The following is an 11,525-nucleotide window of genomic DNA, read 5'->3' as shown; positions in this document are numbered from 1 at the left end:
ACGTAAGCAATCAGCCCGGCGCGAGCCGGGCCAGCAGCGCCGCCACCTCGGCGGGCAACGCTGCCGCTTCCGCCAGGACCGGTTCGAGCCGGTCCCATCCTTCCTCACCGCCCTGCCTGAATGCCAGCTCGGCCAGCCGGGCCAGCGCCTGCAGGCGCTCGGCGCCGATGGTGCCGGCCAGTCCCTTCAAGGTATGCAGCGGCGCGCGCACGGCCTGCACGTCATGCGCGGTGCGGGCCGCCTCGATCTGCGCCGTCAGCCGGGCCGCTTCCGCATCGACACCGCGCAAGGCCATCAGGTACACGGCGGTCAGGCCGCCCATGCGCTGCAGCGCGGCGTCGCTGTGGATGCCGGGCGCAGGCACTGCTTCCGGCGGCGCCGCTGCGGCCGCAGGCGCGGCGTGCAGCGCCGATACAGCGGTGGGCCCGGCAGCCGGCGCACGTCCCACGTGGTGCAGGATCACGTCGATCAGCTGCGCCAGGTCGAACGGCTTGCCGACGTGATCGACCATGCCGGCCTTGAGCGCGGCGCTGCGGTCGGCAGCCATGGCGTTGGCGGTCATGGCGACGATGGGCGGCGCTGCCGGGCCCAGCTGCTGCAGGATCGCCTGCGTGGTTTCGTAGCCGTCCATCTCCGGCATCTGGATGTCCATCAGGATCAGGTCCGGCAACGGCTGCAGGCCAGCCAGCGCCTGCAGCGCCTGCAGGCCGGAGGCGGCCACCTGCACGCTGGCACCGTCGTTGGCCAGCAGCTCGCCGGCCACCTGCTGGTTGGCGGGATTGTCGTCCACCAGCAGCAGCCGCAGCCCCGCCAGCCGGGTGCCGGACGGCGCCGGCACGGAGGACGCCAGCCGCAGCGCCCGGTGCTCGACGCGGGCGTCGGCCACGGCGTCGAACAGCATCGAGGCCGTGACCGGCTTGACCACGAAACCGTCGAGCACCGGCGACAGATGCTGCTGGCGCTGGGCCAGCATTTCGCGGTCGTAGGCGGTGACCATCACGATCAGCGGCAGCTTGCCGCTGGCGCACAGCTGGCGGATGCGGCAACTGGTTTCCCAGCCGTCCAGTTCCGGCATGCGCCAGTCGATGAACACCACGTCGTAGGCGTGGCCGGCAGCGTTGCCCCTGGCCGCGATGCGGTCGGCGATCATCGTCAGCGCCTGCGCGCCGCCGCCTGCCACGTCCACCCGCCAGCCGAACGACGTCGCCATTTCGGCCACCACCGCGCGGGCCACGGGATTGTCGTCCACCACCAGGCACGACAGGTTGGACAGCCCGCCGACCGGCGCCGCCGCGGCCGGCGCAGCGTCGTCGCCGATCTCGAGATCGAGCGTGAACGTGAACGTGCTGCCCTTGCCCGGCGTACTCTGCAGGTCCAGCTTGCCGCCCATGAGGCCCACCAGGCGCTGGCAGATCGCCAGGCCGAGGCCGGTGCCGCCGTAGCGGCGCGCGGTCGAGGCCTCGGCCTGCGAAAAGCCGTCGAAGATGCGCTGCCGCTGCTCGTCCGAGATGCCGATGCCGGTGTCGCTGACGGCGAAGCACACGGACAAGCGGCTGCCGCTGCGCGCGGCCAGCCGCGCCACCACCACCACTTCGCCGCGCTCGGTGAACTTGATGGCATTGCCTGCCAGGTTGAGCAGGATCTGGTGCAGGCGCAGGTCGTCGCCGATGACCACGGCCGGCAGCGCCGGGTCGATGCGGAACAGCACTTCGACCTGCCCGGCGCCGACATTGGCCGACAGGATCACGGCCAGGTCGCGCCAGAGTTTATCGAGCCGGAACGGGTGGGGATCGAGCGCCAGCTTGCCGGCCTCCACCTTGGAGAAATCGAGGATGTCGTTAAGCAGGCCGAGCAGCGCGCGGGCGGCAGCGCCGGCCTTGGCCACGTAATCCTGCTGGCGCTCGTTCATGCCGGTTTGCTGCAGCAGTTGCAGCATGCCCAGCACGGCGTTCATCGGCGAGCGGATCTCGTGGCTCATATTGGCCACGAACTCGGACTTGGCGCGCCCGGCCGCCAGCGCCTCTTCCTTGGCCAGCAGCAGCGCCTCCCTGGCGGCGCGCGATTCGGTGCGGTCGGTGCTGCTGCCGACCCAGCCCAGCACATTGCCGTGACCGTCATGCTGGGCCAGCGCGTGGTGATCGAACACGCGCCACACGCCATCGTGGCGGCGCAGGCGCGCATCGCAGCGGAACTCGTGCCCGCCCAGCCTGGCGCGCGCCCATTCGGCGGACACGGCCGCCATGTCGTCGGGGTGGATCACGCGCGACCAGTTGCCGTCGTCGATCAGCTGCTGGCTGGGGACGCCGCTGAATTCCTGCCAGTGGTGGCTCATGAAATCGAGCCGCAGGTCGGCGCGGGCGGTCCACACCATCTGCGGCAAGCCCTCGGTCAGCGAGCGCCAGCGCGACTCGGACGCCGTCAGCCGCACCAGCGACTGCTGCAATGCATCTTCGGCCTCCACCAGCTGCTGCACCGCCTGCGACTGCTTACGCAGTCCCGCCCGCAGGAACAGCAGCAGCGCCACCGCCAGCGCCAGCATCAGCAGCACGAAGATGGCGACGTTGCGGATCTCCTTGCGATACCACGGGGCCAGGAAATCTTCGCTGGCCAGCCCGACGATCACGTACACCGGGTAGTCGCCCACCTGCTCGGTGCTGAGCGTGCGCTCGCGCTGGTCGCGCTGGCTGACGACCGTGTACGTGCCGCGCCGGGCCTGGCCGTCGAGGATGGCCTTGGTGGGCGGGTTGATCTTGACGGTGCTGCCGATTTCCATGCCGGACACCTGCGGATAGCGGTGCAGCACGCGTCGCTGCGCGTCGAGCACGACGATCGAGCCATGGGCGCCGATCTTCAGCGCGGCAAACGATTTGTCCAGCGCGGCGCTGTCGATGGTGACATAGGCCGTGCCGCCGAAGCTGCCGTCCGGCAGCGTGAGCGGGTAGGCGATCGGCAGCACCCAGTGGCCGCTGACGCGCGAGCGCAGCGGCAAACCGAAGATCAGCTTGCGCTCGTTGCGGACGCGGTGGAAAAATTCGCGGATGCGCAAGTCATGCGGATGGACCAGGTCGACGTCGTCACCGAAGACCACCCGGCCGCCGGCGTTGGCGCCGCGTATCGCCTGCGCCTGCGGCACGCGCTCTTTCAGGCTGCGCAGGTAGGCGCTGAATGCCTGCTCGCTGTACGTGCCGGCCTTGTGCATGGCGCCGAACTCGGCGTTGGCGCGCTGCAGCGCCAGGTCCACCTCCTGCACATGCGCCTGCAAAAACCCTTCGAGCGTGATGGCCAGGTTGCGCGAGGTGTCGGCAGCCGCAGCGTAGTAACGCAGCCGGCTCTGGTTGAGCACATGGGCCAGGCCGATCACGATGACCAGGACCACCACGACCACGGCGATCACCAGCACGCGGAACAGTTTCCTGAATTTTTGCAGGGTATCGATTGTTTTCACGGGACGCGCAATGGTATGGGGTCGCCCCCGCGAAGCAGTGGTGGGACGGTCGGGTGTTACAGGCCTTGCTGCGTGATGTCGGCCAGCGATTCGCGGCCTTTATCGGAAATATCGAAGCCGCCGTCGGCGCGCGGCACGATATGGGATTTTTTACCGAGGAACAGCGCCACATCGGCGCCGATCGGACTGGCGCCGTCGGCGGCGATGTCGCGCAGCGCCAGCACGCAGCGGCGCAGGAACAGGGTCTGCTCGCCCTTCTCGGTGAGGGTGATACGGCCATTGCGGGCAACGCTGAACAGTTTCAGCCCGGCCAGGCGCTTGGTGTTGCGTCCGACACAGGCGCTGTAGCGTTCGGCCTTGGCACCTGCCCTGATTTCATCGAGGGCATTGTATTCGTCTTGCGTTAATTTCTCGTTCTTCATTACCAGTTTTTCCATGAGAGACTGCTTCAGCCCCCATGGTACGCGCACCACGCCACCACGGCAAGGCAGGCAGCCCCGCCGTCCGGCCGTCGGTGGCACCCGGTATTAGAGTGCGCGGATCAGCAGCCAGACTGCGCCGATGCTGGCGAACGCGGCAAGGCACAGCAGTGCCTGAACGCCCTTGCTGCCAAGGGCAGCGCTGCGGCGGCCGAGGTAGATTTTATTGTGCAGTGAATTGCCCATGATGCGCTCCGTTATGAAAAACGATGACATGACTAAATTATAGAAACACTTCGATGACAGCAGCGTGACGCACGCCAGGAATATGAAAATATATAACCCGAGAGCAACAACTGTCACAGTTTCTATCACATTGCGGAGCCGGTGCGGACGTGCGCCCGGTCCCTGGCGGAAGTGCTAGGCTGTACCGACACACCACTTCCAGGGAGTTATCTGATGAACCATGCTGGCAAACCCTCCAATCCCGACCACGATGCCGCACCGGACGGCGGCCACCTGACCGAGGAAGCCGACATCGGCAGCGGCGAACCGTCGCCGGGCAAGCAGGAAACCGACGAAGCCATCAAGAGCATCCCGCCGCTGCCCAAGGACGGCGGCCAGCGTCCCGACGCTGGCTGACCTCAGACCTTCATCGGCGGCTGCTTCGGCGTCGGTTCCTCGATCGGCACCTCCTCGGGTAGCGGGGTGTCGTCCGGTGGCGGCTCTTTTTCCGGCGCCGGCGGCGGCACGTCGGGGTCGGGCGTGATGTGGGCGTGCAGGCGCAAGGCCGCTGGGGTATTGCTGGTGGCTGGCATGATGATCTCCTGATCTGTGCTCGATGCCATCATTCTCTGCCATGCGGCGTTTCGGGTGCGTGCGCCACCGCACCCCCGTTCAGCCTAATCATTATTCATTGCGTCCTTGCAATTTCGGCGCGCGTGCCCACCTGCTGATCTCTTTGCGTTATCGACCATCACCAGGAGCGAGCATGCTGTTTCCCAGACACCCGAAGCCGGTCGGCGATCACCGTCCCGTCGCCGTCCAGATCATCAGGCAGGAACGCGCGGGCGCCGTCAACAAGCACGTGCTGGTGATCGACCGGCCGGCGCCACCGCCATCCCCCGCGCCCGTGCCGGCTGTGGCGCCCACGCCGGACGGCCCGGCCAGCTGAGCGGGACGGCGGGCGCAGCCAGCAGGTACAATGGCGGCTTGATCCGATCACCCGATTGCCGCCATGCTCAACGCCCCGCTCACCGACGACGAATACGACCAACTCGACGACCTGCTCGGCGCCATCTCGCCGCGCGCGCTCGACGTGGCCGGGCTCGAAGGGCTGCTGACGGCGCTGGCGATCGGCCCGCGCCCGGTCGATCCGGCCTCGTGGTTGCCGCTGGTCTGGGGCGAGCCGGCGCCGGCCGACGCCAGGGCGGTGCAGACGGCGACCGCGCTGGTGCTGCGCCATGCGCACTACATGCAGACCTGGATGCAGAAAGAGCCGGCCAGCTTCGAGCCGATCTACGAATGCGGCGGCGCCTGGACAGCACATGCCTGGACTGCCGGCTTCGAAGCCGGCATGCAACTCGACGCTGCCGGCTGGGACGCGCTGCGCGCTGCAGCGCCGGCGCTGCTGGCGCCGTTTGCGCGCGCGGGCGCGGACTGGGAGGATGCGGTGACCCCGGCGGTGATCGCCATCCACGCCCACTTCCACCCGGCCATCCCAGCCACTGCGGCCACTGCGGCCAAGGCCGCCAAGGTAGGCCGCAACGATCCCTGCCCTTGCGGCAGCGCGAAGAAATACAAGAAGTGCTGCGGCGACGGCAAGTAGCCGCCGCTTTTCCGGTCTAGCGTCCTAGCGCGGCAAGGCTTGGCGCGGGCGGACAGGCGCGCCCATGCCGTTCTGAGCGCTGCCGTGCGGCGACGCGCCGGTGCGCAGCTTGAACGTGCTGACCAGCTGCGCCAGCAGCTGCGACTGGTTCTCCATGGCGGCTGCGGCCGCAGCCGACTGTTCGACCAGCGCGGCATTCTGCTGGGTGACGTCGTCCATCTCCGTCACGGCCTGGTTGATCTGCTCGATCCCCGCGTACTGCTCGGTGCTGGCAGACGTGATCTCGGCAACGATGTCGGTCACGCGGCGCACGCTGCCGACCAGTTCGGTAATGGTGTCGCCGGCCTGGTTGACCAGCGCGTTGCCGCTGGCAACCGTGGTCGATGAGGCGTCGATCAGGTCCTTGATTTCCTTGGCGGCCGTGGCCGAGCGCTGCGCCAGGTTGCGCACCTCGGTGGCCACCACGGCAAAGCCGCGGCCCTGCTCGCCCGCGCGCGCCGCTTCGACCGCCGCGTTCAGGGCCAGGATATTGGTCTGGAAGGCAATCCCGTCGATCACGCCGATGATGTCGCCGATCTTGCCCGACGATTCGTTGATCTGCTCCATAGTGGTCACCACACGGGCGATGACGTCGCCGCCGCGCTGGGCGATCTCGGAGGCCGATTCCGCCAGCTGGTGGGCCTGGCGCGCATTGTCGGCGTTCTGCTTCACGGTCGAGGTCAGTTCTTCCATCGACGACGCGGTTTCCTCCAGCGAGCTGGCCTGCTGCTCGGTGCGCGACGACAGGTCCATGCTGCCGGACGCCACCTCGCGCGCCGACGTGGCGATATTGTCGGTACCGCTGCGCACCGTGCTGACGGTCTCGGCCAGGCCATCGTTCATGCGCTTGAGCGCAGTCAGCAGCTGCCCCATTTCGTCGCGGGTCTCGACCACGATGTCGCTGGTCAGGTCGCCTGCCGCCACGGTGTTGGCCACCTGCAGCGCGCGCGCCACGGGCCGCGTGATCGATGTGGTGATCAGGTAGCCGAGCAACGCGGCCAGGCCGATCGCGGCCGCGGCCAGCACCAGCATCAGATTGCGGGCACTGGTGTAGGTACGGCTCGCGTCTTCGCCGGCCTGGGCGGCGTTGGCGTTTTGCGCCTTGATTTTTTCGTTGGCCAGGTCTTTCAGTTGCCCGAGCACGGGGCGCAGCCTGTCGGTCAGGTAGGCGCGGCTTTCCTCCGGCCTTCCCTGCAAGATCAGCTTGATCAGGTCGAGCTGCCCCTGCGTGTAGCGGGCATTCGCCTCGGCCACACGGCTCAGCTGTTCCGCATCCTGCGGCAACAGCGACAATTGCTTGAGCGCGGCGATATCTTTCAGCACTTCGTCGCGGTTGGTCTCGATGATCTTGAGCTGGCTGGCGCGGTCGGCCTCTTTGTCGGTCAACATCATGTTGCGCAGCGAGATGGCGATGTTGTTGACCCGGTTGACCAGATCGTTCGAATACTCGAGCTGGGGCACGTTGTTGGTGACGATATTGCTGGTGCCCAGATGCAGCCGGCCCAGCATGACGATGCTGACAATGGCAATCGCCAGCAGCAGCACGCCGATCGCCGCCAGCGCCGCGGTGAGGCGGGCGCCGATATTGAGGTTATTGAAGAATTGCATAAAGTTCCTGCTTGGAAAGAAAATATAAAGGCCATGCTACCGCGTTTGAAATACTTTTCCCAAAAAGAAATTACATTTTTGTGACATTTTCGCACTTCAAAGGTGCAATGTATCTTTTGGTAACAAGGTTGACGCCAACGCTCAACACCGCGCGACTGCCTGCAGCGCCCGGGGCGGGATTGCTACCGAACCCGGCCGCGACGCCGGGGCGAGCTTGAACAGGCTGACCACGGCGGCCAGCCGGGCCGACTGGTCTTGCATCGAAGCGGCCGCGGCAGCCGATTGTTCGACCAGCGCCGCATTCTGCTGGGTGACATTGTCCATTTCGATGACGGCCTGGTTGATCTGGTCGATACCCGTGTGCTGCTCGGCGCTGGCCGACGAGATTTCGGCAACGATATCGGTCACGCGCTGCACGCTGGCGACCAGCTCGCCGATGGTGGCGCCGGCGTCCTGCACCAGCATGCTGCCGCTGGCCACGGTGCGCGTCGATTCGTCGATCAGCGACTTGATCTCCTTGGCGGCGGCGGCCGAGCGCTGGGCCAGGTTGCGCACCTCGCTGGCCACCACGGCAAAGCCGCGCCCCTGCTCGCCGGCCCGCGCCGCTTCCACGGCCGCGTTCAGGGCCAGGATATTGGTCTGGAAGGCAATTCCGTCGATCACGCCGATGATGTCGCCGATCTTGCCGGACGAGGCGTCGATCTGCTCCATGGTGCTGACCACGCGTCCGATCACTTCGCCGCCGCGCACGGCGATGGCCGACGCCGACTCGGCCAGCTGGCAGGCCTGGCGCGCATTGTCGGCGTTGTGCCTGACCGTCGAGGTCAGCTCTTCCATCGACGACGCGGTTTCCTCCAGCGAACCAGCCTGCTGCTCGGTACGGGCAGACAGGTCGAGGCTGCCGGCCGCCACTTCGGCGGCAGCGGTGGCGATGGTGTCGGTACCGCCGCGTACCGTGCTCACGGTTTCGGCCAGGCGCTCGTTCATGGTCGCGAGCGCCTGCAGCAGCTGCCCCATCTCGTCGCGCGTTTCCACCACGATGGTGCTGGTCAGGTCGCCCGCCGCCACGGTGTTGGCCAGCGCCAGGGCGCGCGCGACCGGCTGCGTGATCGACACGGTCAGGGCAAAGGCCAGCAGCGTGCCCAGCGCCACGGCCGCTGCCGACAGGCCGATCATCAGGCTGCGGGTCTCACGATAGGTGTCGTGGGCGTCTGCGCCGGCCTGGGCGGCAGCCTGGTTCTGCGACTTGAGCTTGGCATTTACCTGCCGCTTGAGTTCACTTAGTACGGGACGCAGCTGGCCGGACAGGTAAGCGCGGCTCTGCTCGGGCGTGCCCTCTTCGATCAGCCTGATCAGGGCGATCTGGCCGGCGATGTAGCGGTCATTGGCAGCGGCCAGGTCGGCAAGCCCGCTGCGGTCCTGCGGCAGCGCCACGCGGGTCAGCTCGGCAATCATCTTGCGCGCATGGTCGCGGTTGGTTTCGACCACCTGGCGCTGGGCGGCGCGGTCGGCATCCGTATCGGTCAACATCATGTTGCGCAACGCAATGGCGATATTGTTGACGTTATCGATCAGGTCATTGGCCAATTCCAGCTGGGCGATGTTGACATCGACCAGGTCGGTGGTGTCCTGGTTGATCTTGCCCAGCATGTGGACACTGGTGGCCGAGATCAGCAGCAACAGCACGCCGATCAGCGCCAGGGACAGGCTCAGCCGCTTGCCGATGTTCAGATTCTTAAAAAATTGCACGATCTACTCCGCGATAATGTGGTTGGCCGACATGCTATCTCCATTGAAACTATTTTTCCACAAGGAAACACATCAGTGTTGCAGAGGACGCCTTTTTTCGTGCGCCAACGCACGCCCGCGCGGTTTTATGCTAGGCATGAAACTGCATTCACGCCACCGTGCGTACTAGGCGCCAATGTGCAGGGTTGCGCTGAAGTGGGCCAGCAGCGCCTGCACCTTGGGCGCCTGCGCGCGGCTGCGCTGCCAGACCAGGTGCAGCGGCAAGCCCCGGGTGGCCAGTTGCGGCAGGATGGCCACCAGCCGGCCATCGGCAATCTGGTCCGCCACCAGCCACGTCGCCAGTTGCGCCAGCCCCAGGCCCGCCTCCACCGCGCCGACCAGCGCTTCGGCGTTGCCCAGTACCGCGCGCGCAGTGACCGGCTGCCGTACCGCCGGCCCCTGCCCTTCGCGGAGCAACCACGCGGATGCGCTGCCATCGGCGCGGCCGTACAGCAAGGCTGCGTGACTGGACAGCTCGGCGCTCGCGGTCGGCGTGCCATGGGCGGCCAGGTAGGCTGGCGCCGCGCAGAAGATCAGTTCTTCGTCGCCCAGCGAGCGGTGGTCGAGCGCCGCCGGCCACAGGTCGCTGTCGGCGCCGCCGATGCGCACTGCGAGGTCCACGCCTTCTTCCACCAGGTCCACGAAGCGGTCGGTGAATGACACCTGCGGCAGCACCTGCGGGTGCATGGCGGTAAATTGCAGCAGCGCCGGCCAGGCCCGCAAGCGGCCGAACGTGGCCGGCAAATCCACCCGCAGGCGTCCGGACGGCACCGCGTCGTCGGACGCCAGTACGCGCTCGGCGGCCTCCAGGTCTTCCAGCACCCGCACGCACACCTGGTAGTAGGCGTGGCCGGCATCGGTCAGGCGCAGGCGGCGCGTGCTGCGCTCGAACAGCCGGCTGCCCAGCCGCTGCTCGAGGCGGGCAATGGCTTTGCCCACTGCCGAGTTGGTCAAATTCAGGCGCTGCGCTGCAGCGGTAAAACTGCCAGCCTCGGCGACGGCAGCAAATGTGGCGATACCTTTCAGGCGCTCGGTCGGGTGCACTGGAATTTCCTTCTTAAATAATGTGGAAATCTTATCCAACAGTAGAATATTTTTCTTTTATATTATGGCGTTTTATTTAGCATAAGAACAATCATGCAACGTTCCTCTTCCCGCGCGTCGATCGCCATCCTGGCCGTGGCCGCTTTTATCATCGTCACCACCGAGTTCCTGATCGTCGGCCTGTTGCCGGCGCTGGCGCGCGACCTGGGCATTCCGGTCGCCACTGCCGGCCAGCTGGTCACGCTGTTTGCCGTGGTGGTGATGGTGGCTGGCCCCTTCCTCACGGCCGCGCTGGCCCATATCGACCGCAAGCGGCTGTTCATTGCCATCCTGGCGCTGTTTGCCGGCGCCAATGCACTGGCAGCCGTGGCGCCGAATATCTGGGTACTGGGCGTGGCGCGCCTGCTGCCGGCGCTGGCGCTGCCCGTGTTCTGGGGCACGGCCAGCGATACCGCAGCCGAGATTGCCGGCCCCGGCAACGGCGGGCGCGCCGTGTCCACCGTCTATCTGGGCATTTCGGCAGCGATGCTGTTCGGTATTCCGCTCGGCACGCTGGCAGCCGATGCGATCGGCTGGCGCGGCGCCTTCGGCCTGCTGGCAGCGCTGTCGGCCGTGATCGCCGTGTTGATGGGCGTGAGCATGCCGGCCGTCAAGTCGGCCGAGGCGGTGCCGCTGCGCACCCAGGCTTCCGTGCTCAGGCGTCCCTACTTCCTGGCCAACGTGGCGCTGTCGGTGCTGGTGTTTACCGCCATGTTCACCGGCTATACGTACCTGGCCGAGCTGCTGGAAAAATCGGCCGGCATCGCCCCCGCGCTGGTGGGCTGGTGGCTGATGGGCTTTGGCGCGGTGGGCCTGGCTGGCAACTGGCTGGGCGGCCTGTGGGTGGACCGCAAGCCGCTGGCCACCACTGCCGCCTTCTGCGCGCTGCTGGCGCTGGGCATGGCGGCCACCACTGCGCTGGCCGGCCTGAACCTGTGGTTCGCGGTCGCGCTGGCCCTGTGGGGCGTGGCCAACACGGCCTTGTATCCGATCTGCCAGATCCGCGTGATGAAGGCGGCCGAGGGCGCGCAGGCGCTGGCCGGCACCATCAATGTATCGGCAGCCAATGGCGGCATTGCGGCAGGCGCAGCGATCGGCGGGCTGTGCGTCGCCAACTGGGGCGTGGGCACGGTAGGCTATGCGGCGGCGGCGCTGGCGCTGCTGGCCGCCATCGTGGCGCCGGCGCTGGCAACGCAGGCCGGCCTCAGCAAGGCCGGTGCCGCGACACCGGTGGCCACCGGCAAGGCCTAACAGCCGCCCCGGCTGGGTGGCTGGCACGGCAGAATGCCCGGCGCGCAGTAGGAGTGAGCCTACC

Annotated in this window: 11 protein-coding genes; 4 read left to right on the top strand and 7 right to left on the bottom strand. The window is 67.1% G+C overall.

Features of this window, described 5'->3' with window-relative positions:
• Positions 1-10: 10 nt before the first annotated feature.
• From ASF61_RS04800 to ASF61_RS23690, 3 genes are all read right to left on the bottom strand, one after another.
• A complete protein-coding gene (locus tag ASF61_RS04800) occupies positions 11-3,445 on the bottom strand; it encodes a response regulator (RefSeq protein WP_056151779.1) in 3,435 nt (1,144 codons plus the stop codon).
• Positions 3,446-3,501: 56 nt separating this feature from the next.
• Positions 3,502-3,867 carry a hypothetical protein gene (locus tag ASF61_RS04795; protein ID WP_056151777.1) on the bottom strand — a complete coding sequence of 122 codons (366 nt, stop codon included), beginning with the start codon at positions 3,865-3,867 and terminating at the stop codon, positions 3,502-3,504.
• A gap of 105 nt (positions 3,868-3,972) precedes the next feature.
• Positions 3,973-4,110 (bottom strand): hypothetical protein, encoded by a 138-nt coding sequence (locus ASF61_RS23690; RefSeq protein ID WP_200919801.1) that lies wholly within the window; start codon positions 4,108-4,110, stop codon positions 3,973-3,975.
• Between the two features lie 213 nt (positions 4,111-4,323).
• On the opposite strand from ASF61_RS23690, the gene ASF61_RS04790 reads away from it, so the two are divergent.
• Positions 4,324-4,506, top strand: a complete 183-nt coding sequence (locus ASF61_RS04790) for a hypothetical protein (protein WP_056151775.1) — start codon at positions 4,324-4,326, stop codon at positions 4,504-4,506.
• Between the two features lie 2 nt (positions 4,507-4,508).
• Here ASF61_RS04790 and ASF61_RS04785 read toward each other — a convergent pair whose 3' ends face one another.
• Positions 4,509-4,682 carry a hypothetical protein gene (locus tag ASF61_RS04785; protein ID WP_156369453.1) on the bottom strand — a complete coding sequence of 58 codons (174 nt, stop codon included), beginning with the start codon at positions 4,680-4,682 and terminating at the stop codon, positions 4,509-4,511.
• Positions 4,683-4,855: 173 nt separating this feature from the next.
• On the opposite strand from ASF61_RS04785, the gene ASF61_RS04780 reads away from it, so the two are divergent.
• Together ASF61_RS04780 and ASF61_RS04775 are read left to right on the top strand one after the other, a co-directional pair.
• A complete protein-coding gene (locus ASF61_RS04780; RefSeq protein ID WP_056151770.1) occupies positions 4,856-5,038 on the top strand; it encodes a hypothetical protein in 183 nt (60 codons plus the stop codon).
• Between the two features lie 63 nt (positions 5,039-5,101).
• Positions 5,102-5,692 carry a UPF0149 family protein gene (locus tag ASF61_RS04775; protein WP_056151767.1) on the top strand — a complete coding sequence of 197 codons (591 nt, stop codon included), beginning with the start codon at positions 5,102-5,104 and terminating at the stop codon, positions 5,690-5,692.
• Between the two features lie 24 nt (positions 5,693-5,716).
• Here the strand turns inward: ASF61_RS04775 and ASF61_RS23905 are convergent, their stop codons facing one another.
• From ASF61_RS23905 to ASF61_RS04760, 3 genes are all read right to left on the bottom strand, one after another.
• The gene (locus ASF61_RS23905) at positions 5,717-7,339 is read right to left on the bottom strand and encodes a methyl-accepting chemotaxis protein (RefSeq protein ID WP_056151764.1); all 1,623 of its coding nucleotides are present in this window, start codon (positions 7,337-7,339) and stop codon (positions 5,717-5,719) included.
• Positions 7,340-7,480: 141 nt separating this feature from the next.
• Entirely contained in the window at positions 7,481-9,088 is a 1,608-nt protein-coding gene (locus tag ASF61_RS24360; RefSeq protein WP_082491208.1) for a methyl-accepting chemotaxis protein, read from the bottom strand.
• 165 nt (positions 9,089-9,253) lie between these two features.
• On the bottom strand, positions 9,254-10,171 hold the full coding sequence (locus ASF61_RS04760; RefSeq protein ID WP_056151762.1) for a LysR family transcriptional regulator: 918 nt from the start codon (positions 10,169-10,171) through the stop codon (positions 9,254-9,256).
• Positions 10,172-10,264: 93 nt separating this feature from the next.
• Between ASF61_RS04760 and ASF61_RS04755 the strand changes: the two genes are divergently transcribed.
• Positions 10,265-11,461, top strand: coding sequence for an MFS transporter (locus ASF61_RS04755; RefSeq protein WP_056151759.1), 1,197 nt, complete (start codon positions 10,265-10,267; stop codon positions 11,459-11,461).
• Positions 11,462-11,525 lie beyond the last annotated feature (64 nt).

It is taken from the genome of Duganella sp. Leaf126 (assembly GCF_001423125.1).
Taxonomy (GTDB): domain Bacteria; phylum Pseudomonadota; class Gammaproteobacteria; order Burkholderiales; family Burkholderiaceae_D; genus Rugamonas.
This window is presented reverse-complemented; position numbering and strand designations above follow the sequence as displayed.

Excerpts from the sequence above, each read along its gene's own strand:
- ASF61_RS23690 (WP_200919801.1), bottom strand. The coding sequence starts at position 4,110 with ATGGGCAATTCACTGCACAATAAAATCTACCTCGGCCGCCGCAGCGCT.
- ASF61_RS04780 (WP_056151770.1), top strand. The coding sequence starts at position 4,856 with ATGCTGTTTCCCAGACACCCGAAGCCGGTCGGCGATCACCGTCCCGTC.
- ASF61_RS04785 (WP_156369453.1), bottom strand. The coding sequence starts at position 4,682 with ATGCCAGCCACCAGCAATACCCCAGCGGCCTTGCGCCTGCACGCCCAC.
- ASF61_RS04775 (WP_056151767.1), top strand. The coding sequence starts at position 5,102 with ATGCTCAACGCCCCGCTCACCGACGACGAATACGACCAACTCGACGAC.
- ASF61_RS04790 (WP_056151775.1), top strand. The coding sequence starts at position 4,324 with ATGAACCATGCTGGCAAACCCTCCAATCCCGACCACGATGCCGCACCG.
- ASF61_RS23905 (WP_056151764.1), bottom strand. The coding sequence starts at position 7,339 with ATGCAATTCTTCAATAACCTCAATATCGGCGCCCGCCTCACCGCGGCG.
- ASF61_RS04755 (WP_056151759.1), top strand. The coding sequence starts at position 10,265 with ATGCAACGTTCCTCTTCCCGCGCGTCGATCGCCATCCTGGCCGTGGCC.
- ASF61_RS04795 (WP_056151777.1), bottom strand. The coding sequence starts at position 3,867 with ATGAAGAACGAGAAATTAACGCAAGACGAATACAATGCCCTCGATGAA.